The organism is Novosphingobium sp. Sphag1I, from assembly GCF_056279125.1.
In genome coordinates this window covers 166,106-192,754 of sequence record NZ_JBWBQS010000002.1, presented here as the reverse complement: position 1 = coordinate 192,754, position 26,649 = coordinate 166,106, and the positions used below count along the sequence as shown (strand labels likewise).

General features: G+C 60.4%; 25 protein-coding genes. 18 read left to right on the top strand and 7 right to left on the bottom strand.

Features of this window, described 5'->3' with window-relative positions; translation table 11 throughout:
• Positions 1 to 147 precede the first annotated feature (147 nt).
• The 6 genes from ACZ9HU_RS02955 to ACZ9HU_RS02930 all read left to right on the top strand — a co-directional run bounded on the left by ACZ9HU_RS02955 (position 148) and on the right by ACZ9HU_RS02930 (position 6,774).
• On the top strand, positions 148 to 963 hold the full coding sequence (locus ACZ9HU_RS02955) for an alpha/beta fold hydrolase (protein WP_476102146.1): 816 nt from the start codon (positions 148 to 150) through the stop codon (positions 961 to 963).
• Positions 960 to 1,595: a hypothetical protein gene (locus ACZ9HU_RS02950; protein WP_476102144.1), complete on the top strand. Its 636-nt coding sequence runs from the start codon at positions 960 to 962 to the stop codon at positions 1,593 to 1,595. Before ACZ9HU_RS02955 ends, ACZ9HU_RS02950 begins: the two co-directional genes overlap by 4 nt.
• A gap of 134 nt (positions 1,596 to 1,729) precedes the next feature.
• Complete coding sequence (locus tag ACZ9HU_RS02945) at positions 1,730 to 3,115, top strand: MFS transporter (protein ID WP_476102142.1); 1,386 nt, start codon at positions 1,730 to 1,732, stop codon at positions 3,113 to 3,115.
• Positions 3,116 to 3,286: 171 nt separating this feature from the next.
• A complete protein-coding gene (locus ACZ9HU_RS02940) occupies positions 3,287 to 5,425 on the top strand; it encodes a TonB-dependent receptor (RefSeq protein WP_476102140.1) in 2,139 nt (712 codons plus the stop codon).
• Positions 5,426 to 5,482: 57 nt separating this feature from the next.
• A complete protein-coding gene (locus ACZ9HU_RS02935) occupies positions 5,483 to 5,881 on the top strand; it encodes a c-type cytochrome (RefSeq protein WP_476102137.1) in 399 nt (132 codons plus the stop codon).
• The gene (locus ACZ9HU_RS02930) at positions 5,878 to 6,774 is read left to right on the top strand and encodes an alpha/beta fold hydrolase (protein ID WP_476102135.1); all 897 of its coding nucleotides are present in this window, start codon (positions 5,878 to 5,880) and stop codon (positions 6,772 to 6,774) included. Before ACZ9HU_RS02935 ends, ACZ9HU_RS02930 begins: the two co-directional genes overlap by 4 nt.
• Before the next feature lie 112 nt (positions 6,775 to 6,886).
• Here ACZ9HU_RS02930 and ACZ9HU_RS02925 read toward each other — a convergent pair whose 3' ends face one another.
• Positions 6,887 to 7,249, bottom strand: a complete 363-nt coding sequence (locus ACZ9HU_RS02925) for a hypothetical protein (RefSeq protein WP_476102133.1) — start codon at positions 7,247 to 7,249, stop codon at positions 6,887 to 6,889.
• An 11-nt stretch (positions 7,250 to 7,260) separates the two neighbouring features.
• The gene (locus ACZ9HU_RS02920) at positions 7,261 to 8,490 is read right to left on the bottom strand and encodes a methyltransferase domain-containing protein (protein WP_476102131.1); all 1,230 of its coding nucleotides are present in this window, start codon (positions 8,488 to 8,490) and stop codon (positions 7,261 to 7,263) included.
• A gap of 186 nt (positions 8,491 to 8,676) precedes the next feature.
• On the opposite strand from ACZ9HU_RS02920, the gene ACZ9HU_RS02915 reads away from it, so the two are divergent.
• A complete protein-coding gene (locus ACZ9HU_RS02915; protein ID WP_476102129.1) occupies positions 8,677 to 9,714 on the top strand; it encodes a DUF1838 family protein in 1,038 nt (345 codons plus the stop codon).
• Positions 9,715 to 9,781: 67 nt separating this feature from the next.
• On the opposite strand, the gene ACZ9HU_RS02910 is transcribed toward ACZ9HU_RS02915, so the two are convergent.
• Positions 9,782 to 11,341, bottom strand: coding sequence for an FAD-binding oxidoreductase (locus ACZ9HU_RS02910; protein WP_476102127.1), 1,560 nt, complete (start codon positions 11,339 to 11,341; stop codon positions 9,782 to 9,784).
• Positions 11,342 to 11,533: 192 nt separating this feature from the next.
• On the opposite strand from ACZ9HU_RS02910, the gene ACZ9HU_RS02905 reads away from it, so the two are divergent.
• The 9 genes from ACZ9HU_RS02905 (at position 11,534) to ACZ9HU_RS02865 (ending at position 20,543) form a co-directional block, all read left to right on the top strand.
• Positions 11,534 to 12,154, top strand: a complete 621-nt coding sequence (locus ACZ9HU_RS02905; RefSeq protein ID WP_476102125.1) for a cytochrome b — start codon at positions 11,534 to 11,536, stop codon at positions 12,152 to 12,154.
• Positions 12,151 to 12,720, top strand: a complete 570-nt coding sequence (locus ACZ9HU_RS02900; RefSeq protein WP_476102123.1) for an ureidoglycolate lyase — start codon at positions 12,151 to 12,153, stop codon at positions 12,718 to 12,720. The genes ACZ9HU_RS02905 and ACZ9HU_RS02900 overlap by 4 nt, the downstream gene beginning before the upstream one ends.
• Positions 12,713 to 13,075, top strand: a complete 363-nt coding sequence (locus ACZ9HU_RS02895) for a hypothetical protein (RefSeq protein WP_476102121.1) — start codon at positions 12,713 to 12,715, stop codon at positions 13,073 to 13,075. Before ACZ9HU_RS02900 ends, ACZ9HU_RS02895 begins: the two co-directional genes overlap by 8 nt.
• 12 nt (positions 13,076 to 13,087) lie before the next feature.
• Positions 13,088 to 14,293, top strand: a complete 1,206-nt coding sequence (locus ACZ9HU_RS02890; protein WP_476102117.1) for a class I SAM-dependent methyltransferase — start codon at positions 13,088 to 13,090, stop codon at positions 14,291 to 14,293.
• Between the two features lie 105 nt (positions 14,294 to 14,398).
• The gene (locus ACZ9HU_RS02885) at positions 14,399 to 15,460 is read left to right on the top strand and encodes a DUF3089 domain-containing protein (protein ID WP_476102115.1); all 1,062 of its coding nucleotides are present in this window, start codon (positions 14,399 to 14,401) and stop codon (positions 15,458 to 15,460) included.
• Positions 15,457 to 16,419 carry an alpha/beta fold hydrolase gene (locus tag ACZ9HU_RS02880; RefSeq protein ID WP_476102113.1) on the top strand — a complete coding sequence of 321 codons (963 nt, stop codon included), beginning with the start codon at positions 15,457 to 15,459 and terminating at the stop codon, positions 16,417 to 16,419. Before ACZ9HU_RS02885 ends, ACZ9HU_RS02880 begins: the two co-directional genes overlap by 4 nt.
• A gap of 478 nt (positions 16,420 to 16,897) precedes the next feature.
• The gene (locus ACZ9HU_RS02875; protein ID WP_476102111.1) at positions 16,898 to 19,303 is read left to right on the top strand and encodes a TonB-dependent receptor; all 2,406 of its coding nucleotides are present in this window, start codon (positions 16,898 to 16,900) and stop codon (positions 19,301 to 19,303) included.
• Between the two features lie 104 nt (positions 19,304 to 19,407).
• Entirely contained in the window at positions 19,408 to 19,701 is a 294-nt protein-coding gene (locus ACZ9HU_RS02870) for a DUF1330 domain-containing protein (protein ID WP_476102109.1), read from the top strand.
• 74 nt (positions 19,702 to 19,775) lie between these two features.
• Complete coding sequence (locus ACZ9HU_RS02865; RefSeq protein ID WP_476102107.1) at positions 19,776 to 20,543, top strand: DUF1838 family protein; 768 nt, start codon at positions 19,776 to 19,778, stop codon at positions 20,541 to 20,543.
• On the opposite strand, the gene ACZ9HU_RS02860 is transcribed toward ACZ9HU_RS02865, so the two are convergent.
• The 3 genes from ACZ9HU_RS02860 to ACZ9HU_RS02850 are packed head-to-tail and all read right to left on the bottom strand — an operon-like array spanning position 20,544 to position 23,666.
• Positions 20,544 to 21,878 carry an MFS transporter gene (locus tag ACZ9HU_RS02860; protein ID WP_476102105.1) on the bottom strand — a complete coding sequence of 445 codons (1,335 nt, stop codon included), beginning with the start codon at positions 21,876 to 21,878 and terminating at the stop codon, positions 20,544 to 20,546.
• Entirely contained in the window at positions 21,878 to 22,891 is a 1,014-nt protein-coding gene (locus ACZ9HU_RS02855) for a phosphotransferase enzyme family protein (protein ID WP_476102103.1), read from the bottom strand. Before ACZ9HU_RS02855 ends, ACZ9HU_RS02860 begins: the two co-directional genes overlap by 1 nt.
• Positions 22,866 to 23,666 carry an alpha/beta fold hydrolase gene (locus ACZ9HU_RS02850; protein ID WP_476102101.1) on the bottom strand — a complete coding sequence of 267 codons (801 nt, stop codon included), beginning with the start codon at positions 23,664 to 23,666 and terminating at the stop codon, positions 22,866 to 22,868. The genes ACZ9HU_RS02855 and ACZ9HU_RS02850 overlap by 26 nt, the downstream gene beginning before the upstream one ends.
• A gap of 167 nt (positions 23,667 to 23,833) precedes the next feature.
• On the opposite strand from ACZ9HU_RS02850, the gene ACZ9HU_RS02845 reads away from it, so the two are divergent.
• Both ACZ9HU_RS02845 and ACZ9HU_RS02840 read left to right on the top strand, forming a co-directional pair.
• Positions 23,834 to 24,862, top strand: coding sequence for a Gfo/Idh/MocA family protein (locus ACZ9HU_RS02845; RefSeq protein ID WP_476102099.1), 1,029 nt, complete (start codon positions 23,834 to 23,836; stop codon positions 24,860 to 24,862).
• Positions 24,856 to 25,689, top strand: coding sequence for a formylglycine-generating enzyme family protein (locus tag ACZ9HU_RS02840; RefSeq protein ID WP_476102097.1), 834 nt, complete (start codon positions 24,856 to 24,858; stop codon positions 25,687 to 25,689). Before ACZ9HU_RS02845 ends, ACZ9HU_RS02840 begins: the two co-directional genes overlap by 7 nt.
• A 40-nt stretch (positions 25,690 to 25,729) precedes the next feature.
• Here ACZ9HU_RS02840 and ACZ9HU_RS02835 read toward each other — a convergent pair whose 3' ends face one another.
• On the bottom strand, positions 25,730 to 26,632 hold the full coding sequence (locus tag ACZ9HU_RS02835; RefSeq protein ID WP_476102095.1) for a DUF1838 family protein: 903 nt from the start codon (positions 26,630 to 26,632) through the stop codon (positions 25,730 to 25,732).
• Positions 26,633 to 26,649: the final 17 nt, after the last annotated feature.

Below are 26,649 nucleotides of genomic sequence, written 5' to 3'. Positions count from 1 at the left end.
GGGCGGGTTAAGGAACGAATTGGCGCAGCAGGGCGGCCTTGCGGCAATGGCGGGGGCGGCGCAGTCCGCTGTGCGGATAGTTGGCGAAGCAGGCGGGGCATTAAGTCCGTTGCTGGGCAGTCTCTTGTGACCTATCAGGAGGTTCCCATGCGCCGCGCCTATACCGATGGTCCCTTTGGCCAAATCCATTATCAATATGCCGCATCTGCGCTGGGCGACGGTGCCATGCCGCTGGTTCTGCTGCATCAGGCCATTATGGCAAGCGGTCAGTTTGACAATGTTTTCGACCCGTTGATCGCCCATGGCTTTGCGCCTGTCGCCATCGATATGCCGGGCTTTGGCCTGTCCGACGCGCCGCCTTCACAGCCTTCGATTGTCGATTATGCGCAATGTGTTGCCCCGGTGCTGGACGCGCTGGGCGTCGGGCGCGCCGGGGTTGCGGGGCATCACACAGGGGCGCTGGTGGGGACCGAATTCGCCTTGGCCTGTCCGGAGCGTGTTACGGGTTTGATCATCCATGGGCCGATGATCCTGCCCGATGCCGAGCGTGAGGCGTTGGCAACGGATATTTGCAGCCGCGAAGTTGCCTTTGTCGCGCGGGCAGAGGGAGCGCATTTCCAGGATATCGCCCGCATCCGCGAGAGACTTTCCGAAGGCAGGGTCGCACCGGATCGCATCAGCGATTATGTGATTCAGGCGATGCAGGCCTATGCCATGGGGGCCTATGCCTATGGCCATACGGCCGCCTTTGCCTATGACCATACTGTGCCCTTGCAGCAATTGGCCCTGCCGGTGCTGATCCTGTCGAATACGGGGGATATGACCCATCCATGGGCACAAACGGCACGGGCCATGCGGCCCGATTTCGCCTATGCCGAGATTGCAGGGGGCGGCATCGACATTTGCGATGAGGAACCGCAGGCATGGGCCGATGCCATTGCGCAATTCCTGAAGGCCCTATGATCCTGTGCGGGCGGATTGCCTATCGCGATGCGACGGGGCGCGAAACGGGGCATGAGACATTCGACCTGATCTCAACGCAGGGGCGACGGTTGCTGCGCGCGCTTTGCGTGATGGAGGATATCGGACTGATCCGCGAGGTCTCCATCGGCATGGGCGATGATTGGCATCCCCAAGATGGATATTGCCGCATCTGGCAGGATGGCGCGGAAAGTCTGATGCGTTTTGATGTCGATGGGCACGGTGTGCGCTGTGGTGCAGAATATCTGCCTTTGGGGCGGGCCTTGCCCTATCTTGGGCTGCACCCTTTGTCCGGCGACGCGTTGATCATCCATCAGCGGGGGACCGACGCACCGGGTGAATATCGTGAAATTCTATGCGTCACCAACTCCATCTCGCCCAATGGCGAAGAGGATCTGCATATGCAGGCGATGCAGATTTCCGTCGCCTATATGGGGCAGGAAGATCTGTCGGTGACGGCCGGACAATTTGATGCATGGCACTATCGTCTTCGTTGGCGCGATGACTGGCCGCCGGCGGATCTTTGGGTAAGGGCCGGGGACGGAATGTTCCTCTTGATGCGATGGGATATGGTGCCTGCGTGGTTTGAATTGACCGATTGGTCCGAAAAATAGGCCCCGTTATCCGATCAGTGGATAAAATTGGCGCGAGGCGCTTTGTTCGGGCCTCTTGCGCAAGAATACGGATGGGCGCGCCCGTGCAATCGGGCCAACCGAACAATCCCCCAAAACCACAGGAAATGCCTGCGATGTCATCCGCCCCTGTTACAAATCAAGCCGAGCTTCACGATAAAGTGCCAACCGGCGTCGTGCTGCGCTATGGCATCGGGCAATTGGGCGCGCAAGTGTTCCGCGATACGCCCGCCGTGTTGCTGCCTCTGTTCATGACCACGATGTTGGGTGTTCCGGCCTGGCTGGCCGGTCTGGTGGTATTGGGGCCGAAATTGTGGCTGATCCTGTGCGATCCGCTGGTGGGTGCATGGTCGGATCGGGTCAAGGCGCTCTATGGCCGCACGCCCTTTCTGTTGGGCGGGGCCATTGGTACGGCGGCCTCGTTTGTGGCGCTGTTTGCGGCCACCAGTTTTTCCAGCCCCTATTGGGCGGCGGCAACGGTCTGCGCGCTGTTCTTTATCGGCTCGACGGCCTTCAGTATTTATTCGGTGCCCTATCTGGCGATTGCGGCCGAATTGTCGGGTGATCCGCATCAGCGCAACCGGATCATGGTGCTGCGCATGTTTTTTGCCACGTTTGGGGTGTTGATCGGGGTGGGCGTGGCGCAGCCGATCATCGAGCATTTCGGCGGCGCAGCAGAAGGCTGGCACATGATGAGCTATGTGCTGGGCGCGATCTGTCTGGTTTCCATGCTGATTACGGCCAGCGGATTGCGCCGCGTGCCTCTGATCATGGCAGGCGATGTGCCGGGTAATTTGCGCCAGCAATTGGCCGTAGTGCGCCAGAACAAGCCTTTCCTTGTGCTGCTGACCACCAGTTTTGTCTCGAACGTGGGTCAGGCCGCTTCCTATACGGTGATCGGCTTTGTGTTCCTTTACGCGCTTCAGGCGATCTGGCTGATCCCGATGTTCATCCTGTGCATGTCGGCGGCCAGCCTTGCGGCGCAACCGCTGTGGCTCTGGCTGCCGCGCCGGATTGGCAAGCCGCGTTCGTATATGGTTGCGGCCATGGTTTGGGTGGCTGTGACGGTCACCTGGCTGTGGGCGACGCCGGCCGATGATGTGGTGATGCATGTTGGCGCCCAGGCTTTGGGTACGCAGCATGTGCTGGTTCTGGTACGTGCGGTGATCATCGGCATGGTCAATGGCGGGTTTATCCTGCTGGCGCTTTCGATGATGACCGATACGGTCGATTATCAGCGCCGATTGATGGGCGTGGCGAATGAAGGGGTTTTTGCGGGCCTGTTCTCGGCCTTTGAAAAGCTGGCCTTTGCCATGGGGCCGGTTATTGCCGGGCTGGTGATGACCGCGTTTGGCTTCGTTTCATCGACCGGCGGCGCGGCCGCGCAAACTCCTCATGCCATCACCGGAATCGTTCTGCTTTACAGCGCCATTCCAGCCGCGATGCAGTGTCTCGCCCTGCTGGTGTTCAGCCGCTATCGCCTGCCGGAAATTGGCGGATAAGTCCTTGCCGCAAGGTGGCTTTTCACCATGTCGGTACACCTCTCCGCAGGGCGAACATTTTCTGCCCGCTCTGCGGAGAAAGCCCCCTGCGGCGATGGTTCGGTCTGTCATCTGACGCAAGTTTTCCCGGCGAATGCATGGGATAAACCATGCACGGGGAGTGACATCATCATGAGGAATTCTTACCGTTTTTATGCTGGCGCAGCTTTGCTTGCGCTGGGCATGTCAGGCGTAGCGAGGGCCGCCGAAACGGCGCCTGTTGCCGACAATGCCGAGATCACCGTGACCGCCACGCGCACCGCATCGACCGTGCAAAAGGTGGCCGTGGCCGTCACCGCGCTGGGTTCGGAAACGATCGCCAAACAGGGCATCACCAGCGTCAAGGACATCAGCCAGATTGCCCCCAATGTCCAGATCCGCACCGTGTCGGGCGGTTCGGCGGGGATCACGCCCTATATCCGTGGCGGCGGTGTGACGGATGGCGCGAATGTCACCTCTGAACCCGAAGTCGGCATCTATATCGATGATGTGTATCAGCCGCGCGCGGCTGCATCCTTCATCGACCTGCTGGATATTGAACGGATCGAGGTTCTGCGCGGGCCGCAGGGCACGCTTTATGGGCGCAATTCCTCGGCCGGCGCGCTCAAGATTGTCAGCCGCATACCGGGCAATACGCCGGGCCTGAAAGTGGAAGTGGGGACCGGCAGCTGGGATGGCCGCAGTGTCAAGCTGGTTGGCAACACGCCGCTTTCCTCGGACGGGGTATGGCGTGCGGGCGTTTCCTCGCTGTATCGCGGTCAGGATGGCGGGCGTCAGTATAATGCCACGCTGGCCCGCAAAGTGGGCGCGGAAAACTATTACGGCATCAAGGGCGATCTGGCCTATGTCGGGTCCGGCCTGACGGCGCGCCTGTCGGGCTATTATTCGACACTGGATGGTGATGGGCTTTATCCGTCGGCCCTTTCCCCCACCTATGCGGGCAATGACTATCTGGCCGTAACCCCCACCAGCGGTTCGTATCAAACAGTGTTGAGCCCGTCCAAAAGCTTTACCAAAGTGGTACAGTATGGCGCCAATCTGAATATCGAGGCCGATGTCGGCAATGCCAAGCTGACCTCGATCACGGGATGGAGCCATTTGCGCGACAATTGGGCGCAGGATTTTTCGGGCGGCGTGCCATGGTCGGCGCTGGGCTTGTCGCTGCCGGGCTATACCTCGCTGTTCGACCGTACCTCGTCGCTGCATGACACTTCGTTCAGTCAGGAACTTCAGCTCCATGGCGATGTTCTGGACGGCAAGGTCAGCTATGTCGGCGGTCTCTACTACTTCCGTGAAACGGGCGCCCAGACGCTGAAGTCCAGCATCTTCTTCACGCCTTCGACGACGGTCTTCAACATCGAGACCAATTCCTATGCCGCTTTTGGCCAGATCGGCATTCACTTTACGCCGAAACTGACGCTCTCGCTGGGCGGTCGCTATACGCAGGACGACAAGAAGCTGAACGCGACGATCACCGGCATCGCGGTCAATCGCAAGGACAGTTGGGGCACTTTCCTGCCCAAGGCGGCGCTGGAATATCAGATCACGCCGCGCATTCTGGCCTATGCCAGCTTTTCCGAAGGGTTCAAGGCGGGCGGCTATAATGGTCTGGCCAGCGATGCGGTGGCTTTGAATTCGCCTTTCGCCCCGCAGAAGATGAAGGCCTATGAAATCGGCCTCAAGACCGAATTCCTTGACCGCAAGGCCAAGCTCAACATCTCGGCCTTCTTCAACGATTATTCCAGCCTGCAACAACAGGGCGTGACCGGCACGGGTGCCTTCATCACCCAGAATTATGCCGCCGACCACAAGGGGATCGAGGCCGAATTCTCGATCAAGCCCATCACCGGCCTGACGCTCTGGGCCAATGGCACGTATAATGACGGCAAGTACAAGGCATCATCGGCCACGATCGCGGGCGTTGGTTCCTATGTCGGCAATGCGATGACCAATGTGTTCAAATATCAGGCATCGTTCGGCGCCGACGCCAGCGTCCCGGCCCATGGCGGCGAAGTGTCGATGGGTGTGAACACCACGGCGCGTTCGGATTATTATTCGACGCCGGACAATCTCTATATCGGTCATGTTCCGGCCACCACGATTGCCAACGCCTATTTGGGTTTTGGCAAAGATAACTGGTCGCTGCGCGCCAATGTCAAGAACCTGACCAACCAGATCGTCTGGACCACGGGCTTTGGTTTCTCGGTTGTTCGCCCGCGTTACATGAGCGATCCGCGTACTTGGCAGCTAACGTTCACCTATAAGATGTAAGATAGGGACGGGCGGCGTTGATGGGTGCCGCTCGCCTCGTAGAATGGAGGAAGTGGAATGGTGGATTCGCGTTTCAAGGGGCTGACCGCTCTGGCCTTGGGCCTGGCGGCAGGTATGACGATGGCCGGCAGCGCGCAGGCGCAGGGCGCCAATCCGGCGGTTCGTGGCAAGTTGCTGTTCCTGCAATGCGGGGCATGTCATGCGGTGGTGCCGGGCGCTCCGGCCAAGGTTGGACCGAACCTGTCGGGCGTGTTCGGCCGCAAGGCTGGCGCGGCCGCCAATTTCAAATATTCACCCGCCATGGCCAAGGCCGGCTTGACCTGGGATGAAGCCAATCTCGACAAGTGGCTGCTGGCTCCCGCCAAGGTGGTGCCGGGCACGATCATGCTCTTCCCCGGATTGCCCAAGGCGGAGGATCGCAAGGCTGTGATCGCCTATCTCAAGACGTTGAAGTGAACGGCCCCCGCTTTTCACGCCGCGCCCTGATTGCATCGGGCGCGGCCTTGGGCGCTGGCGCGGCTATCCCCGCGCTGGCGACGGCTTCATCGCATGTGTACGAAATCGAGGCCGCAGTCGGGCGCAAGGTCCGCATCACCGAATGGCGTCCCGCCCACAGCGTCGGGACGATCCTGTTCAGTCATGGCGCGGGATCATCGCCCCGCTTTTATGATGCGCTGCTTGGCCCGATGATCGCGGCGGGGTGGCATGTTCTGGCCCCGTTGCATGTGGATTCGCGCGAACATCCCGACACGGCAAAATTTCCCGGTCTTGCCAGTTGGAAGGCGCGGTTGGAGGATTTTGCGGCCTTGACGGCGCATATTGGGCATCGTCCCTATGTGGCGGTGGGCCATTCCTATGGCGGGCTGACCGCGCTGGTTCTGGGCGGGGCACAAAGTGTGGCGCCGCAGGGCTGGGCCGGGCCGCAAAGCGATGGCATGGCCAAGGCGGTGATAGCGTTTTCACCTCCCGCCGCCATTCCGGTCCTGATCACCCGTGAAGGCTACGGCAAGGTTTCTGTCCCTGCGCTAGTGCAAACCGGGACACTGGATCTGGTGCCGGGCATGACGGCAACGGATGCGGATGGGTGGAAAGTGCACCTCGACGCTTATGAGGCCGCCGCACCGGGTGGACATCGCTATGGTCTGGTTTTGTCGGATGTCAGCCATTATTTTGGCGGGCTGATCTGTGACTTTTCGCAAAAGGGCCCGCCTGCGGTGCAGGGGATCAAGGATGCGAACCGTATCGCTGGTCTGTTCCTGAACGCTTACGGGCGGGGTGACAAGCGTGCGCAGGTCAAGCTGGATGGCGCTGTGTCGCCAGACCTTCCGGTTCGGCTGATGAAAAAATAAGTGTCGCAGGCTTTTTGGCCTGCGACGCTGTGTATTTTAAACCAAGGCCCAACCCTTGGTTCAACAAAGACAGTAACGGGAGCGCGAGGGACAAGTCTCTCGCATCCTCATCTTACTGCTCTGCAATTTCCTCGATGGTCTTGGCAAAGCCAGCGCCGGTCTCCGCATCGCGCGCTTCCTGCGCATCCTTGCGGGCCAGATAGAACAGGCGGCCAAGGAAGTCCTGACGGCGCGCTTCGCGTTCCTCCAATGCTTCCTGATCCAGCACCAAAGCCTCGATTCCGGCGGCCAGGTCGATCCCTTGTGCCTTGGCGGCGCGTTCGGCGCTGTCGAGACGGTCACGCAGGGTCGATATTTCGCTCGCCAGCACCATGATCATCGACATGGCCGTATCCAGCCCGTCGGTGTCATAGAACTGGGGGCGCTTGCCCTTGGCGTCACGGATGACGTGAGGGCGGTCCATCGTATCGTTCATGTCCAATCCTCTTATGCAGCCAGAGCCGCGGCATCGGCCTTGCGTGCGATCAGCACTTCCCAGCCTCCGCCGGGGGCAAATTCGCCGGCGGTGAATTCGCGTTCGGCGACATCTTCGGCGGCCTGCTGGCTGTAACCATCGGCGGCGGCGGCAAATTCCATCACGGCCATCGGCGCGGTGTCGAATTTCACGGCAGCGCGGTCAAACCCGACCTTTTCGGCCAGAGCGATCTGGTCCATATCGCGCATCGCGCCCCAGAACGGTTCGTTATTGTACCAGGTTTCATTGTCCAGAATGAACTGGGTGAACGGGTCCATCAGGTCGAACGGCGGCAAGTCAGCATGGATCATCAAACCGCCCGGCGCCAGCACGCGATGCGCTTCGGCAAACACGCGGGGCATGGCCTTGCCGCTGGTTTCGTGCAGCAGGATGTGGCTGACCACGAGGTCGAAATAGCCGTCTTCGAAGGTGGTTTCCTCCGCATTCATCGCGGCGAAATTGACCTCCAGCCCCATCCCGGCGGCGCGGGCATGGGCGTAACGCACGCAAGGCACGCCAACGTCAATGCCCCAGATCTCTGCGTCGGGGAAATATTCCTTATAGGGCAAGGTGGAGTGTCCCACCGTGCAGCCCATGTCGAGGATGCGGCGCGGTTTGAAATCGGGTGCGTTGCGGCGCAGATAGTTGCAGACCGACCGGCCCATGTCATCATTGTCCGGGCCGGTATAGCCCATCGCATAGAGGAACACACCGCGATCATAGAGCGCGCCGGCGGCCACGTCATCCTTGGCCACTTCGCTGCAATAGCCGCCGGGCATGCAGTGGATGTCAAAGGCCGTCACATAACGCGGCGGCACGAAATCGGGCGGGATGCGCAGTTCCGCCTTGGTGCTGGCCGAAAGTTCACGGGCGCGCTCGATCAGTTCGGGCAATTGGCGATCGACCGAGACATTCACCGATTCCCACAGCAATTCCTGCGCGATACGGTTGGTCGCGGCATAGTGCTGGAAATAGGCGTCCTTGACCATGCCGTTGCGGATGTCGCGACGGTTCTGGGGCTTGCGGCCATGTTCTTTTTCAAAGGCCGCCGAAACGCGCGTGTTATAGACCGGCGTCAGGCCGGGGAGCAGGGTGCTTTGAACAAAGCCCTTGAGGCTCTTGGCAAATTCCTGCCGCGCGGCTTCATCGGCCGTCGCGGTGGGGAGCATCTTGTGGCTCGCTTGCTGAAACGTGTTGAGCATCTCGACTCCATCGGTAGGGGCTCTGATATAAGAGATGGGTTGCACGCGCGCCAAAGGCAAGGCGGCGGGGCATGTGCTATCCGTCTGGTGGACAGCGTAAGCCTGCCGCCGTGTGGCGGCGGCGGGAATACGGAAAACTGCGCCCCGGAAGTTCCCCCGCTTGGGCGTACTAGGAGTCGGATGAAGATGGACGATATGAAGCTAAGTCGGCGCGGCGCGCTGGGTATGGCCGGAATGGCTGCCGGGGCGGCCTTGGTGCCGGCGGCGGCTGAGGCCGCGGCCAAGAAGGCAGCGCCCAAGGGCAAGCCGCCGATCGATTTTGTGACCAAGATCGACTTCAAGGACCCCAAGTGGACCCGCGATACCTATGCCCGTCTGGACGCCGACGTTGCGCCGGGCAAGGAAAAGTGCGGCTGGATCCGTGGCAAGATTTTTGGCGTGCGCGACAATGAGCCTGTGCGCCCGCTGATGAATGTCGAAGGCTTCTCCTTCGTCCGCATCAATCGTCAGGCCGATGGTTCGTGGCGCCGCCTGTTGCGTGAAATCGTGTTCTATCGCGACATCAACACCAATGAAATCCTGAAGGAATGGGACAATCCCTACACTGGCGAGCGCGTCAAGGTCGTGCCTATTGCCAATGACCCGTTCAATTTCACCATCAGCGAATTCGTGCCCGAACCGCCCAGCTATGGCGGGTTACAGACGGCAAAGCGCGAACCCAAGCCGTTCCTGCAGGATTGGCAGTGGGGTCCGGAAGGCACGATGATCCTGAACACCGGGATCGACATGATGTATCCCAACGCGCTGCAACCGGACAAATGGCCGCGTGAAAGCTCGGGGTTCATGAACCGTGTGTCGGAACAGTTCATCTATGTGGTCAAGAAAGAGGACGTTGAAAATCCCTATCTGACGCACATTCCCCACACCGGTTCGTGGAGCCGCGTGACGCCTTGGCTGCCGTGGATGCTGATGGGTCAGGCGCCGGGTCATATGAATTATTTCACCCACTTCTCGACCATCCCCAACGGTATTGCCGGTCTGCCCAAGGATCTGGTGGCGGCTGCGCGCGCGATGGATGAAAAGTGGCTGCATGCGCCGGAAACGGATTACGGCCCGTCGCTTTCCAGCCTTGAGAACTATGCCCGCGAGCAGAAGCCCGCGCCGGTTCCCGCCGGTTGGAGCCCGCCGCAGCCGCCCGCGCCGCGCAATCCCTTCGCCAAGTAAGGGTTAGGGGCAAAAAAGGGGGGCGGGAAGGCTGAACCTTCCCGCCCCCTTTTTTGTGTCCGGCAGATTAGAAGCCCAGCGCGCCGGGGTTCATCACGCCCTTGGGGTCCAGCTGATCCTTGAGCGCGCGCACCAGCACCGAGGCTTGCGGCGTCAGACGCGATTGATAGGGATAGGCGCGACCGATCTGGAAATGACCAGAGCCATACTCCTGCATCAGCGCGACAATCGCTTCCTTCAGCTCATTGGCATAGGCCTTGGCCTCGGGATTGGCCGGATAGTCTTTCAGCCCGGCGATCCATTCATCACCCAGCGTTTCCAGATGATAGGGCGTGCGCGCATCGGGCCAGTACAGCGCGATCTCATAGAGGAACCCGGCCGAATTGACCGGAGACGCCATGGTCCCGGTCCAGATGCCCAGTCGGTCCATGTCGGCCTTGCGGGCGTCCAGCATCGCCTTGAACGCATTGTGGAACGGCACGGTCTGTTCATGCGTCAGCACGCCATGGATCGGCACCCAGCGTTCGCCATCGGGACCAAGGATATTGCCAAGCGGTGCAAAAGGCATGGTGCGAACAAAGGCTGGGATCGTGTTGGCGATCTCGCGCCCATCGTCGCCGATAATCCGGCGCAGCCTTTCGGCCTTGTGGGCGGCATCGGCGGCGTCAAAGCCTTCAACGATGAAATGGCACATATATTGGCCCGAACGCATCGGGTCTTCACCGGCCAACGCCATTTTCAAAACCTGGGTCAGGCCCTTGATCTTGTTGGGCGCCTTGCTGAACACGCTCCATGCGATTTGCATCCGGGCGCCCATGCTTTGCTGGCGCCCGATCTGGCCTTGTGAAAGGGCAAGGTCGATCATGAAATGGCTGTCGTCGATCCGGGCGATTTGTGCGCGGCGGATGGCGGCGTGATAGGCATCGAAGGTGTCAAAGGCAAAAGAGAGCGCCTCGGCATGGGGCAGGGCGGCGATCAGTGGCAGGCGGATGCGCGCCTTGACCCCCAGTGTGCCGCAATCGCCGGTGAAAAGGCCGGTGATGTCCGGGCCATAAAAGCGCATCGATTCGGCCGCATTGGTGGTCAGCAATTCGCCATTGGCCAGCACCACATCCAGCCCCAGCACGCTTTGCGCCGAAATGCCATGGGCGGCTGTGCCGTGGCTGACGCTGTTCTGGCTGATTGAACCGCCCACGGTGGCCGCGATGCCAGAGAACGGCCCCCAGAAGGGCGTACGCAGCCCCCGCGCATCGAGCGCGGCCTTGAGCGCGGCCCATGTCACGCCCGCCTCGACGGTGACGATGGCGTTTTGTTCGTCAATTTCCATCGCGTTCAGCGCGCCGGTGTCGATCAGCACATGGCCGCCCGCCGGAAACAGATAGCCATCGGTATAGGATGCCCCGCCCCCACGCGGGACAATCGCCACGCCCGCCTCGGCGCAGAGGCGAACGGCGGTTTGCAGGGCCTCGACGCTGGCCGGGCGCAGGATGCACCAGGGCGTGCCGCCTGTGCGGTAAACGTCATTGGCCACATAGGCGAGGCGAGCCTCATCATCGACCACCGCGTCCGCGCCCAGCGCCTGAACCAGCCGGGCCATCAGCGTCTCATCCTGCATTATCGCGCTCATTGGTTGTGGCCTTTCATCTGTCGGGGGAATATCCAGCCTCTATCGCTGGCGCAAGCATGGGGGGCGGGCGAGGTGCGGGGGTGATTTATCCGGTCTGCGGGCAAATTGGGCGAGGGACAGTGGGGGAGGCAGTATCACATGCATCCTCCATCATAAGCCGCACATCATACGCGGCGGGAGAAAGAGTCGCCCATGGGAGTACCCGCAGCATCAGGCTGGAACCGTATCGCGCGCGCCCTGCATTGGGGAACGGCGTTGGCCGTGCTGGTCGAGGTTCCTGCCGGTTTCATCATGAGCTGGACCTATGCCGCCCGCGATGCGGGGGGCAAGGCGAGCCACATCCTATCCAGCCAGATCCATCACACGCTGGGTTTGTTGATGCTGATGGCGGTGGCCTTTCGTATCGTCTGGCGGTTGACCCATGCCAGCCCGCCACCGCCTGCCACATCTTCGCGCTTTGAGGTCGTGCTGGCCGCTGCGGTGCAGGGGTTGCTCTATTTGTTGCTTTTGGCCCTGCCGCTTTCGGGCTGGGCCGCGCTGTCCTCCATGGCGGCGGGGGCGGGCTATCCCGCGCCGGAAATGTGGTTTTTCTGGACGGATGGCTTTGGGCCGGATGGGTTTATCCCGCATATCGTGCCGCCCGTCGCATGGAACGCGCCGGTTCTGTTCAAATATGGCTTCTTTGCACGCATGCATGTTTATGGCCTGTGGCTGGGCGGGGCCTTGCTGGTGCTGCATATCGCGGGCGCTTTGAAGCAGCATTTCGTGGCGCGCAGCGATGTCCTGATCCGCATGTGGAAGGGCGGAAAGTGAGCGAGATCATTACCTTAACCCCCGAACCAGCCACGGCCGAGGCTCTGGCGCCGTTTGGCGCGATCATCGGGCCCGGAACGGGCGTCAAAAGCGTGGCGGTCGATTTCTATAAAGGTGCGGTGCGGATGAGCTATCCCGCCCCGTTCGAATGTGACCATCCGGTCGACATCAGCCTGGCCAGCATGGACCCGCGCGAATGCGAGGTCCGTTACATGGAGCGCCATGCCCAACATACGCAGGCCTTCATCCCATTGGGGGGCAAGCCTTTCGTGGCGGTGATGGCCCCGCCCAGCGACGGCGATTTGCCGGATCTTTCGGCGGTGCGCGCCTTTTATTTTGACGGCGGCGCGGGTTTTTCGATGCACCGCGGCACATGGCATGAATTCCCCTTTGCCATTGTCCCCGATACGCAGATCATCGTCTTGCTTTCCAGCCAGACCGGGTATGATCTCAAATCCAAGGATGCCGTGACCGAGGAGGCCCATGGGCCGGACCTCGACAAAAAGGATATTCGCGCCCGGACCGGGCGCCTGTTTCGTTTCAGTTTGGAGCAAGATCTTGGTTGAACGCAAAAATCTGGACCGGACATCCCGTTCCAAGGGCAGCCAGCCCGTTGTGCTGGAAAGCGCGACGCAGGATGCGCTGGCCGGTATGGTGTTGGCCCTGCTGGGCGAGGTGATGGTGCTGAAGGATCGTCTGGACGCCAATGAGCGTTTGCTCAAGGCGGCGGGCCTGCACGGGCCGGACGACATCGATGCCTATCACCCTGATGCCGACGCTCGCACCTATCGCGGGGCCTATAAGCAAAAGGCCTATGACCGCGTTCTGGGTGTTGCCCGCGACCGGCTTTTGCCGGAAGCTCTGGCCGATCAGAACGCTTACGAAAACGAACTGGCGCGAGTCGCCGCTGACGCTAACTGAGGAGGTTCCCCCATGGCCACTCTTGCCGATAACGCCCGCCCCAATTCCACCCATTACGGCCACGCCGTCATGCCGCAGGCCACCCATGACGAACAGGCGATGGAAGATCACTTCCTGGCCATGCGCATGTGGACCAACATGAAGATGGATCCGCTTGACCGCCGCCTTCTGGACGAAGTGATCGTGCCCGAAGTGACGGCCAAGAACGGCAAGGCCCCCACGCGCAGCGGCGAAGTCCGCAATGCGCTGGAAAACCATCCTTTGCATCAATATTGGCTGACGCTCTCGTTGTTCTATCAGGATCGCATCTGGCACTCGCTCGATGGTTCAATCGACCGTCAATATGATGAACTGGCCGAAAAGGTAGCCGAACAGACCGCCGCGCCCAAGGGCTCGCTGCGTCTGAACCCCGATCTGGTGATGCCGCGCTATATCAGCTCGATTGACCATCACCGTATGGCGGGCGGCTATATCACCGACACGTCGGATCAGGATTTCCGTGCCGGCGCGCTTTATGATCGCTTCGCCTCGACCTATTTGCGCAATCTGAACGGCGGGTGGAAGAATGACGGGCGCGGCCATACTCTGGCCAGCCATGTTCAGGGCTTCTATCCCGATTTCAAGCCCAAGCGCATTCTCGATCTGGGTTGCGCGGTGGGTCATTCGACGGTCGCCATTGCTCAGGCTTTCCCGGATGCCGAAGTTTACGCTTTGGACGTTGGGGCGCCGATGCTGCGCTATGGCCATGCCCGCGCCGAAAGCATGGGCGTTGCCATCCATTTCAGCCAGCAGGATGCCGAACACACCGATTTTGAAGACGGCAGCTTTGACCTTGTCTGCTCCTCGGCGGTGCTGCACGAAACTTCGGCCAAGGGCATGCGGCAGATTTTCAAGGAAAGCCACCGCCTGCTGCGTTCGGGCGGGATCATGTGCCATGTGGACGTGCCGCCGCGCCACGAACATCTCAGCCTGTGGGACCAGATGCGCTGCGATTTCGAATCGCATTACAATAACGAACCCTTCATGACCTCGCTGGCCCGTACCGACTGGATGAAGGTCGCGACCGACGCCGGTTTCGCAGCGGACAAGGTGGCCGTAGGCTATCGCAAGGGCAGCTATTTCCTTAACCCCAACACGGATGACTTCTTCACCGAAGGCCATCCCGAAGGGCGCACGTTGATGGGCAGTTGGTATGCCTGTTCGGCGATCAAGGACTGATCCTGTCCGCCTGACGAAGATTTGCTTGAGATCCCAACCGGCCGCCAATTTGCCCTGCATCATCGGGCATCTTGGCGGCCGTTTTGTCTGGGCGAGAGGGAAGTGATGCGTAAAGCTTTGGTTTTGATGGGGCTGTGCCTGTCGGTTTCGATGCCTGCTTGGGCGCAGGATGCCGTGGTCAAGACGCCGCCTGCACCCGATTACAGCGCAAAGGCCAATTGGTCGGTCTTTGCCTCCAAAGGCTGGGCGTCGGCCCTGCCCAAGGGCGCGGTCAAAGCGGCGGTATCACCCAAGGTTGCGGTGTTTTTCCTGCATCCCACGACTTTGCGCAGCGCCACGGGCGAGATGAACCAGAATACCGCCGATGCGCAGGCCAACAAATGGACCGACGAAAGCAGCATAGCGCGTCAGGCCAGTGTGTTTGCCGCATGCTGCGATGTCTATGCCCCGCGTTATCGCGCCGCGACCTATAACAGTTTCGCCAGCGGCCCTGCGCGCGAGGCGGCCTTTGCCTTGGCCTTTGGCGATGTTGAACGCGCCTTTGACGCCTTTCTCAAGCAGATCGGCGATCGCCCCTTTATCATCGCGGGACATTCGCAAGGGGCGTTTCATTCCGCGACCTTGCTGGAAAAGCGTATCGACGGGGCGGCGCTGCAAAAACGTTTGGTGGCGGCCTATATCATCGGCATCAATCTGGCCGAGGGTGAGTTTGGCAAAAGGTTCAAGAGTGTGAAACCCTGCGCCACCCCGGATCAGACCTCATGCGTTGTCCAATGGAATGCCTATATCGACGGGGTTGCCGATGTGGCCAAGATGGCGGGCTTTTCGCAATCGACCTATGTGCAGAAATATGGCGATGATGCCGGGAAGATCACCCTTTGCGTGAACCCTTTGACCTTTGATGCAAGGTTGAAGGAGGCGCCCTCTGCGGCATCCAAGGGGGCTGTTCCGGGCAGTCCCGGTTTCGGCGCGTTGCAACCTTTGAAGGCTGGCGCTGTGTCGGCGCGTTGTGCATCCGGTCTGTTGCTGGCGCGTGTGGATAACGGGCTTGATCTCGAACCGCTGCCGGGTGGGGCCATGCATTATCACGATCTGGGGTTGTTCTGGGCCGATACGAGTGCGAATGCTACGTTGCGTGTGCGCTCCTATCTTAAGGGTCGGAAGTGAGGGCCGCGCGCTGGGCGGGGGCCGCGTTGCTGACGGCGGTCCTGGGTGTCGGCGCCTATGTCGGCGCGGCGCGGGCCGGATGGTTGCGCCCGGATGAGCAGGTGATGGTGGCGCGTTATGCGACGCCTGCCTCACGTTTCATCACGGTTGGTGATCAGCGGTTGCACGTTGTCGATGAAGGGCCGGCGCGCGCCGACGCGCCGGTCGTGATGTTGGTCCACGGGTCATTTGCCTCGATCCATATGTGGGATGCGTGGGCCAAAGAATTGAAGCCCCACTATCGCGTCATTCGGTTTGACCGTCCCGGCATGGGGCTGTCCGGGCCGCAGCCGCAGGGCATGTATAATGGCGATGCCGAAGCGGAACTGATTGCGGCCCTTTCGGCGCAGATGGCCTTGCCGCCTTTTGTCCTGGTCGGCACGAGCAGCGCGGGTGAAGGGGTTGCCCGTTTTGCTGCGCAGCATCCCGAGACATTGCGCGGGGTAGTGCTGGCCAATATTGCCGCCGGACCGCTAAAACCTGATCCCCATTTCTCGCCATGGTTCAAGGCCGTGCTGGCCTTTGACGCAATGTTGGGTGGTCATCATATTCCGGCTCTCTGGGCTGGAATTTTGCGTATGAATTATGCCGACCCGGCGCGGGTTTCGCCCGATGTCATTCGCGAATGGACCGAGTTGAACAATCGAGCCCAGGGGTGGCCAAGGCATTTTGGTACCAAGCCGCCGTTTGCCGGTACCCCCGATGATCTGGCGGCGATTAGCGTGCCCTCGCTGGCGCTTTGGTCGGACCGTGACCCGGAAGTGCCCTTGGCCAAAGATGGCCGCCAAACCTTTGAAAGATTGGGTTCGAAGGATAAGTCATTGATCGTGGTCAAAGATTGCGGCCACATGATGCCGCTGGAATGTCCGGCGACTTCATTGCCGCCGTTTCAGGCGTTTTTGCGCCGGATTTCCCGATAATGATTAATTATCGCTAAGGATTCCTGCGCATTTGACCCAAAGGCCGCCGTCACTAGCATTCGAATGTGACCATTTTGCTCAATCCTCGCATCCGACAGGCGAATACGCCTCATTTCTTGCGCCAAGTAATACAGTCGCAAGGCACTCTCTGCTTAGCCGATAGGGACAAGCGGAATCGGCCAAACCGGGGGGTTCAAGTTATTGAGGTCAATTATGGGCCAGGGTATTTTGCGTCAGGCGTAAATCACCACCTCTCGGTTTGGACGAAAAGCGCCGCTCGGTGCCGGGTAATTAAACGGCGATAGAATTTTATAAGAACAGATAGCAGCGGGAACTAAAATAATTTCTGGATCGGTATTTGCCGACTTAACAATTATCCAGTGAGGGAAAAATGGAAACTCGCTTTTTGAAAGCTTCTGTGGCGGCGTCAGCCTCAGCTATTGCAATTTTCGTAGCGCTTGGCGTTGCCGCCCCGGCCATGGCTGCCGAACCGGCCGCCGCCGCGCCTGTTGACGATGCGGGCGCCATCACGGTGACGGCGCGTAAGCGCAGCGAAGACATCCTCAAGGTTCCTGTCACTGTCACGGCGTTGACGGCCGAGACTTTGGCCCAGAAGGGCGTCGTGCAGATGTCGAATCTGGCGCAGTCCACGCCCGGCATCAACATCAACGACAACTCGTCCGGTCACGCCGACCGTTCGTTCCAACAGATCGTGATCCGTGGCTTTACGCCTTCGACCACGCTGGCCACGACGACGTCGATGTTTATCGATGGCGTGGCGGTTGCCTCGCCGTCGGCCATCATGTCGATTTCCGATCCCAAGCAGATTGAAATCGTCAAGGGTCCGCAAAGCGCCTATTATGGCCGTAACACCTTTGCCGGCGCCATCAACATCAGCACCAAGGATCCGACCAGCGAATGGCATGGCAGCATGCTGGGCATGGTTGGCACGCGTAACAACTATCGTCTTCAGGGCTCGGTCGAAGGGCCGATTTTTGGCGATGTGTTGACCTTCCGCGTCACCGGCGAACGCTATGCCAAAAATGGTTCGTGGGTGAATGGCGCCGCAGGCGGCGGCACGCTGGGCGATCAGAAGAGCACGATCGGCACCGCGACCCTGTTGTTCAAGCCGGCCTCGAATTTCACGGTCAAGCTGTTCGGCCTGATGAGCGAAGATCGCGACGGTGCCCCGGCGCAGGCTCGCATCTATGGATATGATATCAAGTCCAGCTCGGGCGCGGTCATTGCGCCCAGCCAGTCGAACTGTTCGTTCCAGGGCAATAGCCGCGGCGTGCAGGGTCAGGGTACCGCAGTTACCAATGCCTACATTTGCGGCGTTGCACCCAAGCTTGCCTATCCGGTATCGGCCAACGTGACCAATACCGACGCTATCCGTCAATGGCTTGCATCGGGCACCAACCGTGTCGTCAGCCCAAGCGAAGGCGTGGACGGCTATGGCCTTCGTCGTCTGAGCAGCCATGCGCATGCGACGGCGGAATGGGTTATCAACCCGAACATCACGGCGTCGGTTTTGGCGGGCTATAACCGCGAAGTCTGGTCGACGCTGATCGATCTTGATGGCCTGGATACCAGCAGCATCACTTCGACGACCAACCCCAAGGGCTATTGGGACTTCCCTTACCTGATCGAGCGCAAGACCAATGACTGGTCGATGGAAGGGCGCGTGAACTATAAGTTCGGCGCATTGCGTGGTGTTGTTGGTGCCTCCTACCTCAAGGCGCAACAGGTTCAGGGCGGCGGCGGCGGCTTCGCCGCGCTCAGCAGTGCTTTGCTCATTCCGGGTGGCAAGGCTGAAAGCCGTACCACGGGCCTGTTCTTTGGCGCGACCTATGATTTCACGGACAAGCTTTCCGCCAGCGTTGAAGGCCGCTATCAGATCGACTGGCTGGGCGCGTTCACCCGTCCTGCTGGTCAGACCATTCAAGCTGGTTATCTGCCTGCAGGAACCTATGCTGGCGGCAGTCTGTTGGCGTCGGCGAAGTATAACAACTTTGCTCCTCGCGCCATCGTGAACTATCAGTTCACGCCGCAATTCATGGCCTATGCTTCTTGGGCAAAGGGTGTGAACCCCGCGCAGTTCAATACCGCCATTCTGGCCACGAGTTCGGCAATCCAGAATGCGGCTATGGCAGCCGGTGGTCAGCTCTCGATCCGTCCTGAAAAGATCACCAACTATGAAGTGGGTGTGAAGGGCAAGACGATGAATGGCGCGTTGCGTTACACGGCGGCGCTTTATTATGCCCAGTGGCGCGATCAGATCAACGCGATCTCGATCATCGTGGCGGATCCGACCTCGGCAACAGGCACAAGCTTCCAAAACGTCGCTGCGAACACCGGCAATGTTGATCTTTATGGTATCGAGGGTGATTTCTCGTTCAAGGTCAATGATATGATCACGCTGGACGGTGCCGCCGCGATCAACGCTTCGGATATCAAGCAGTATCGCAGCACGACTGTCAGCCAGTTGACCGGCATGTTTGACTTCTCGGGCAAGGAAATGAAGAATACGTCGAAGTATTCGGCCAACATGGGCATCATGTTCCGTGGCAGCCTGCCTTCGGACATCGACGGCAATTGGTTTGCCCGCTTTGACTGGAGCTATAAGTCCGGCCAGTGGTCCAACGAGGCCAATATCCTGCGCACGCCTGATCGTCATATCTTCAATCTGCGCGGCGGTGTGTCGAAGGGTAACGTGACGGTTGAGGCATTCGTCAACAACCTGTTCAATAACCACACTTACACGTCGATCTCCGACAATTATGCGATCGATAATACTTTGGCTCGTTTTGGCTACAGCTCGGCCGCTCTGGTCGGTCTGCCCGATTTGCGCACCCTGGGCGTGCAGGTCAAAATCAAGATGTAATACCAGGATGAGGCCGATGGCTGGGTTGTCGGCCTCATCAATTTAAATCGATCGGGCTGGCTCTGTAAAACGGGGCCGGCCCTTTTGCATGAGAGGAGAGCGATATGACAGCCTATATTTGGGCCACCGTGAAAGGTGGCAAGGCCGAACAGTTCATGGCCTATGCCAAAGCGGCGGCGGTGGTCGCGGCGGAATTCGGTGGCGAATATATTGTCCGTGGCGTGATCGAGGAAGTTTTCGAAGGCGAATGCGAGGATGCGGGGCGGGCCATCCTGATCCGCTTTCCCGATGCCGATGCCGCGCGCGCCTATATGGCCAGTGATGGGTATAAAACCGCCAAGGCCCTGCGCGAAGGGGCGGGGGGCAGCGTCAACTCGCGCCTTGTGGTGCAATCGTGAGCGGCGCGACCCGACGCAGCATGCTGGGTGGGCTTGGCTTGACCATGGCCGCTCCGGCTTTGTCACGTACTATCATGCGCCAACCGCTGCTTGATCTGTCCAAACCCAAGGACCGTCTCAAGGCTTTCGTAAAAATGCGCGGTTGCCTTGACGACAGGCTGATCAACAGCTGGGTTTCAGCCCGCTATTACGGCGTCACAGGGGACGAGATGCGGCCCCTGTTTAACGTCCGGTCTGCGGTATTTTCGCGTTATCGGCCTTCGGCTGATGGCGGATATGAAGCGGTCAATGCCGAGATCGCCTGGTTCACAGACCCGGAAACGGGCAATGTCCTCACCAATTGGCGAAATCCCTATACCGGGCGCGATGTCAAAGTGCCGATGGGCGGCTATGCTCCATCAAAGATTTTCATCCGTCCGGATCTGGGCTTTGCCTTGGCCAAACCTGTGCCGGGGCTGGAGATCGATCATGAAGTGCTACCCTTTGAGGTGCGCGGCGATGATCTCTACATCACGGAAAGGTCGCGAACGGCCATGCGTTTCGCCCCGGGGGCCAAGCCATTTCGCTATTCGGAAAGCAACACCTTCCACGCGCGGCTTTCCGATGTTCGGTCCGGCGCCCCGCATGTGCCCAGCGATGTCAGTTTTACCAATGTGTGCAGTTGGCGACCGTGGATGGAAATGGGCGATATTGCGGGCCATTTGACCGCCATTGGCGTCGGCAAGCAGGGCGCCACCATGGAAAGCATCCCGGAGGAATGGAAGGCTGCAACCCGCCAATTCCGTCCGGAAGTGCTTAAAGATCCCGCAGCGCTGTTGGCGCCACTGTGGAATTCCAAATGATCAGGTGAAAAGCAGGGTGGCGGTATCGCTGCCCTGCACAACCGCGCGGTGCATGGCGCGGCGCGCGAGGGTAAAAAGTCCTGCGGCCACGATGACGGCCGGACCGGCGACCATGGCAATGGCCCAGCCCACTTTGGCCGGATCATGCAGGATGCCATTGCTGACACTGGCCACCAGCAAAGGACCGCAAGCCGCGCCGAGCAGGGTGTTCAGGACAAGGGTCAGGGCAATTGATGTGCCACGCATCCGTGCCGGAACGATCGCCTGCAACGTGGCGAACATCAATGTGCCGCACACCGCGAAGACCGCATTGCCCGACGCCACGATAAAGGCGGCAAGTTTCGCATTGCCCGCCAACACCGCCAGGGTGGATGGCAGCGCCAGCAAGGGCATAAAAGAGAGCAGGCCAAAGCGCAGCATAGGCTTGCCCGCCTTCATCGAACGATCAACCAGCCAGCCACCGATCAGCGGCCCGGTGGCCGAAAACAGCATCGAGAGCGGGCCAAGCCACGCCCCGACAAATTGCGGTGTCACGCCAAAGCCGCGCATCAGCATAGTGGGCTGCCATGCCGCGCCACCATAGGCCGCGATAAAACACACGCCAAAGCCCAGATAGAGCGGTGCCAGAACCGCCCGATTGCGCCAGAACCAGACCGCGCTTTCCTTTGTCCCCGGATGGGCGGCCAGTGGCGACAATCCACGCCGCGTCGGTTCGCGTGTGGTCAACATGCCCAACACGACAAACAAACCAAGCGAACCTGAAATGACAAAAACCGTGCGCCACGGCGCCAGGGTGGCCAGCACGGGCCAATGGACAAAAGCACCCTTCGCCGCCGCGCTCAGGACAAAGCCGGTAAAGGCGATGCCCAGACCCTGCGCCAAAGATTGGCCCATCATGTAGATGCTGATCGGGCGGCCGCGTTTTTCCGGAGCGAACAGGTCGGAAATCAGCGAGATTGCGCAAGGCCCCAGCGCCGCTTCGCCCAGACCTACCAATAGACGGGCGGCGAACAATTGGCCAAAACCGGCGGCAAGCCCGCTGCCGATAGTGGCCAGCGACCAGAGCGCGATGCCCCCCGTCAACAGGTTGCGGCGCGACACCCGGTCCGCCGCCAAACCCATCGGCATGCCCATAAAGGCATAGAACAGACCAAAGGCCAGCCCCTGCAAAAGGCTGATCGCGCCATCGCCGATGCCCAGATCATGGCGGACCGGATCGACCACCATGTTCAGGATCGCCCGGTCAATGACCGAGCAGATCCCCGCCAGGAACAGCAGCGTCACCATCCACCATGCGGTGGAGGCGCGAGGCCAGCTTTCGGTCTGCGCCAACATCAGAGCAGGCCGCAGGCGCGGGCGCGCGTCTTGATGTAATCGCCCAGCCAGTCAAGGTTGCGGAAACGCAGCGTGCCGCGCCCGACCGCCGTGCTGGAATGGGCCATGCCCGCCACCAGACGCAGCGCCTTGCCCATCAGGAACAGTTCCTTGTTGGCGATTTCCTCCGCCGTGAAGGGACGCACCGACTGATAGCCGTCCTCAAAGGCTGTGCCATAGCTTTCCGAGAAGCCATAGAACAGGTTGCCCCAGACGAAGTTCTGCACGTCCTGCATCAGGAAATCCTCGCCCGCAGCATCGAAATCGAGCAGGGTGATCCGGCCTGTTTCATCGACATGGACGTTGGAGGGGTGAAAGTCGCGGTGGCACACGCCCAGTGGGACCCCCGCAGCGGCCAGTTCGTCAAGGCGCTTGTCCATGTTGGCCGCGATGATCGGATAGTCGCGCAGATCGTCGGGCCGATCATACACAAAGTCGATCAGCGCCGGCATGCAGATATTGTAATCCTTGGCCGTCTCGGTGGTGAACTTGTGGTCCTTACCCGCCCATTCATAGCCCAGCAGGTGCATATTCGCAAAAGCCGCGCCGATCTTGAACGAGGTTTCTTCGCTCAACATATCACCGAATTTGCGGCCCGGCGCCCAGTCATACATGGCAATCGCGCGCGCGCCTTCGGGCGTCGCGGCTTTCCAGTAGAGCGAGCCGTCATGCTGGGGAACGGCTACGCTGGCCGGGAAAGCCTTGTCTTTCAGGAAGGCAAGGAAGTCGAGTTCATAGGCAACATCATCGACATCGCGATAGGTCTTGCGCCACACGCGAAGGGCGTATTTCGTCTTCTCATCCTGAACCAGATAGACGTCATTCATGCCGCGATAGAGCAGCCACACGTCCAGCTTGCCCACCACCGGATAGCGCGCCTTGACCTCGCGAGCGATAAAGTCAGGGTGCAGCACCGAATGCGAAATGTCGGCAATCGGCAGGCCGGATTCAACCAAAGAAGTTACGTAATTCACGGGCAAGTACCTCTGGAGCAATGTCGAAAATATCGCGATCCAATTCGGGCAGATCGCGGATGGAGACGTCCGGTATCAATGCCGCCGCCGCCAGCGCCGGTTCACGCAGCGCTTCATGCGGTTGGAGCAAAAGTACCGGACAGGTGATCTGGCCAAGGCGAGCATAGTCATAGGACCATACGCCGCGATAGGCCCATGTGAAGCGGTCAAGGATGTAAGCCTTGTCCGCAAAATGACGGATCGCGCGGGCCAATGGCTGGCGCGGGTCGCGCGCCTTGACCACATAGGCCCACAGACGGGTGAGGAGGTCGAGGATAACCGTGCCATCTTCATCGGGCGCGGGAAATTCCTCGGCCTCGCGCAGTTTTTTGGCGCGGATCTCGGCCGGATACATGGGGACGCCGGTCAGGCCCATCCGCCGCACCTGATCGGGCAGCGCCAGCGCCAGTTCCACCGCCAAAAGCGATCCGGTGTGATAGCCATAAAGGTCAATCGGCCCATCCACCCCCAGCGAGGCCAACCCATCGGCAAAGGCGGCGGCATAGCCCGCCATGCCCGGCGGCGCGGGCGGCGCATCGCTCATCCCATGGCCGGGCGTGTCAAAGGCGATGACGCGCCGATCCTGTGCCATGGCTTCGATCAAGGGTTCATATTCCCAACCAGAGGATGGGTTTTGATGCAGCATCAACAGTGGCGGATGTTCGCTGTCCACGCCCGCCTGCCGATAATGCAGTTGGCCATAGCGGCAGGTGGTATAGGCGCGCGACATTGTCATGGCGGATCGGGGTATCCGTATAGTTATGCCGACAGGATGGAGGCGCCATGATTTGGCAACAGGGGATGGTGTGCGACTCTCCGCAGGGCGGAGAATCGGGCGATGTCGGGCTGGATTTGGTGAACATCGCGCCATCCTGAACACTTGCCGCATCAGGAGGATATAAGATGAACAGGCCGCTTGGTTTAGCGCTGGTGGGTTGCGGGCGAATTTCGGGCGCGCATCTGGGCGCGGTCCGGCAATTGGCGGAAAAGGTTCGTCTGGTTGTGGCGGTGGATCGCGATTCCGCCGCAGCACAGGCCGCAGCCGAACCATTCGGCGCGCAGGCCACGACCGACTTTGCATCGGCGCTGGCGATGGAGGAAGTCGAGGCCGTCCTGATCGCCAGCCCCAATGCGCTACATGCACAGCAGGCCATGGCCGCGATTGCGGCGGGCAAACATGTGCTGGTGGAAAAACCTGTGGCCCCAACGGGCGTAGAGGCGCGCGCCTTGGCCGATGCGGCTCAGAAGGCGGGCGTGGTCTTTGCCGCCGGGCATACGTTCCGTCACTGTCCGGCGGTCCGTTATCTTCAGGATCATTGGGATGATTTCGGCACGTTGCGGTCCGTGCAATTGTCATCCTGCGTCCATTGGGATGGTCCGCAAGCCCCGTGGTGGGCCGAGCGCAAAGCCGAGGAAGGTCTGATCCTCTCGCTGTTCGCACCCCATTCGCTGGACTTCCTGCAATTATGCATGGGGGGGGATGACCCGATCCGCGTCCATGCAGAAGCGGCCCGATGGCAGAGCGGGTGGCAGGGTGAGGATGAGGCGATGATCCTGCTGGCCTATCCGGGGCGGCGTATTGCGCAGATCCACATCAGCTATAACCAGCCCAGCGTCTATGATCGCAAGGTGCTGCATTTCTCCGGCGGTGTGGTGGAGATTGAGGATACAGAACGGCTGCTTTTCAACGGCAAGGTTCTGGTCGAACCGGCCCCCGGCATTGTGCGCGATGGTCGGGCGATGGGTGGGCGCGATCTGGCCCATTACTTCCGCATCCAGATGGAAGAGTTCATCGCCGCCACGCGCGGATTGCCCAATCGTATCGTGCAGGGCACCGATGCGGCGCGCGGGATCGATCTGATTGACCGCGTTCTGGCCAGCGCCCGCACGCATTCGGTTGACGCCATTGATGGAGCCTTTGCGCCATGCTGATCCTCGCCCTTCTGGCCGCTACCGCGCCCGCCTTGCCCGAGATCAAACCCGCGCCGCCGCCGCCTTTCCCGCCGGTATACGCGGGTGCTGCTTTTGCCGATGGGCCGGATCTTCCCGAAATGGTGGTGATCGCTGCGGGCAGCTTCACCATGGGGTCGACCGCGCAGGAGCGTAAGGCGCTGGGCGTCATCGCGATGTTCGATCATATGGAGGAGCCAAGGCACAAAGTGTCGATCGGCTATTCCTTTGCCGTGGGGCGGTATGCCGTTACTTTTGCGCAATGGGATGCCTGTGTCGGCGATGGCGGATGCAATGGATACCGGCCCGATGACGCGGGATGGGGGCGCGGTCGCCGCCCGGTCATCAACGTCAATTATGCCGATGCGAATGCCTATGTCGCCTGGTTGAAGAAGAAAACCGGCAAAAATTATCGCCTCTTGTCCGAGGCCGAATGGGAATATGCCGCCCGCGCCGGAACGCAGACGTGGTATCCGTGGGGCAATACGCCTGATGCCGCGCGTGCCAATTTCGGCAATAACCATGATCGCACGGCGCCTGTCGGTTCCTATCCGCCCAATGGCTTTGGCCTGCACGATATGATCGCCAACGTTGCGCAATGGGTGGGGGATTGCCACCATGAAACCTATGACGGCGCGCCCACCGATGGCACGGCATGGGATGCGGGGCAGGAGTGCAAATTGCGCAATGTGCGCGGTGGTGGGTGGAGCCTGAAGGATTGGAGCGTACGCGTCGCGCAAAGGATCGGTGATCCGATCGCGGCGCGTAACACCCATCTGGGCTTTCGCGTGGCGCGGGATTTGCCCTGAAATTTCCGGGCCTCGCGGATTTCGCGAGGCCCGGTTTCCCTTACCCCTTGGGCACGGTCTTGAGATAATCACCCATGTCATTGCGGAACCCGGTCCATTCCTTCCATTTGAAGATGTCGGGCGTGTGGCTTTCCAATGCTTTGCGAGCGCCCGCCGGGATCTCATCCAGGCTTTTGATCTTTGCCCCATAGGCGCGGCCCCATGTGCGGCCCGATTTGGTTTCCGCTCGCCCGCCCATGCCCAGCCAAGGGTGCCACGTCGCCATGTTCTGGAACGTGCAGAAGGCGGGCGCGCTGGTCAGCTTTTCGTTGAGGGCATCCTCGGCCCTTGCGCCATAGGTTGCGTGGCTTTCCCAGAATATCGTTTTGCCTGCGGAAAGATGGGGATAGGCTTCGGGTGTCGCCGCATTGGGAAAGGCCGCCGACGAAGACGTGGGCACAATCACCATCCCGCCCAGATCCTCCATAGGCAGGACCACCGGGTTAAGGTCGGCACCCTTCGTCACGATGCCGTCCGGGCCAATCATCACGCTGAAGGGGCCGCCATAGAACTGCCAGACCTTGCGCTTTTCGCCGGTGATCGGGTTGACCCATTCGTCCAGCGGTTCATCACTGTTGAACCGGCAATAGACGCCCGCCTCATAGGTGCGCGATTCATACTGATTGTCGGGCATCGGCGTCCATTCTGACACGTTGAGGTGGTTCATCGTGAAGAAGGGGACGAGATTTCCATCGCCGGTATAGCCGTAAATATGCAGGCGATAGAACAAAAACACCGTTTCGCGCGCGCAGGAACCGATGACGCGCGCGCGCATCCGGGCGCGAGTGGCCGGGTCGGCCAAATTCGGACGCGGCGTCGCCCCCATTGCGGCGGCGGGCAAAAGGCCAAACCCCGCCACGGCGGGCACCCCGGCCAATAGAGAACGTCGGGTGATATCATCCATCTCTTCAGGCTCCTCGG

Coding starts and splice junctions, on each gene's coding strand:
- ACZ9HU_RS02940 (WP_476102140.1), top strand. CDS start 3,287: ATGAGGAATTCTTACCGTTTTTATGCTGGCGCAGCTTTGCTTGCGCTG.
- ACZ9HU_RS02910 (WP_476102127.1), bottom strand. CDS start 11,341: ATGAGCGCGATAATGCAGGATGAGACGCTGATGGCCCGGCTGGTTCAG.
- ACZ9HU_RS02950 (WP_476102144.1), top strand. CDS start 960: ATGATCCTGTGCGGGCGGATTGCCTATCGCGATGCGACGGGGCGCGAA.
- ACZ9HU_RS02945 (WP_476102142.1), top strand. CDS start 1,730: ATGTCATCCGCCCCTGTTACAAATCAAGCCGAGCTTCACGATAAAGTG.
- ACZ9HU_RS02935 (WP_476102137.1), top strand. CDS start 5,483: ATGGTGGATTCGCGTTTCAAGGGGCTGACCGCTCTGGCCTTGGGCCTG.
- ACZ9HU_RS02845 (WP_476102099.1), top strand. CDS start 23,834: ATGAACAGGCCGCTTGGTTTAGCGCTGGTGGGTTGCGGGCGAATTTCG.
- ACZ9HU_RS02870 (WP_476102109.1), top strand. CDS start 19,408: ATGACAGCCTATATTTGGGCCACCGTGAAAGGTGGCAAGGCCGAACAG.
- ACZ9HU_RS02860 (WP_476102105.1), bottom strand. CDS start 21,878: ATGTTGGCGCAGACCGAAAGCTGGCCTCGCGCCTCCACCGCATGGTGG.
- ACZ9HU_RS02925 (WP_476102133.1), bottom strand. CDS start 7,249: ATGAACGATACGATGGACCGCCCTCACGTCATCCGTGACGCCAAGGGC.
- ACZ9HU_RS02835 (WP_476102095.1), bottom strand. CDS start 26,632: ATGGATGATATCACCCGACGTTCTCTATTGGCCGGGGTGCCCGCCGTG.
- ACZ9HU_RS02955 (WP_476102146.1), top strand. CDS start 148: ATGCGCCGCGCCTATACCGATGGTCCCTTTGGCCAAATCCATTATCAA.
- ACZ9HU_RS02915 (WP_476102129.1), top strand. CDS start 8,677: ATGGACGATATGAAGCTAAGTCGGCGCGGCGCGCTGGGTATGGCCGGA.
- ACZ9HU_RS02920 (WP_476102131.1), bottom strand. CDS start 8,490: ATGCTCAACACGTTTCAGCAAGCGAGCCACAAGATGCTCCCCACCGCG.
- ACZ9HU_RS02865 (WP_476102107.1), top strand. CDS start 19,776: ATGCGCCAACCGCTGCTTGATCTGTCCAAACCCAAGGACCGTCTCAAG.
- ACZ9HU_RS02890 (WP_476102117.1), top strand. CDS start 13,088: ATGGCCACTCTTGCCGATAACGCCCGCCCCAATTCCACCCATTACGGC.
- ACZ9HU_RS02885 (WP_476102115.1), top strand. CDS start 14,399: ATGCGTAAAGCTTTGGTTTTGATGGGGCTGTGCCTGTCGGTTTCGATG.
- ACZ9HU_RS02875 (WP_476102111.1), top strand. CDS start 16,898: ATGGCTGCCGAACCGGCCGCCGCCGCGCCTGTTGACGATGCGGGCGCC.
- ACZ9HU_RS02905 (WP_476102125.1), top strand. CDS start 11,534: ATGGGAGTACCCGCAGCATCAGGCTGGAACCGTATCGCGCGCGCCCTG.
- ACZ9HU_RS02850 (WP_476102101.1), bottom strand. CDS start 23,666: ATGACAATGTCGCGCGCCTATACCACCTGCCGCTATGGCCAACTGCAT.
- ACZ9HU_RS02840 (WP_476102097.1), top strand. CDS start 24,856: ATGCTGATCCTCGCCCTTCTGGCCGCTACCGCGCCCGCCTTGCCCGAG.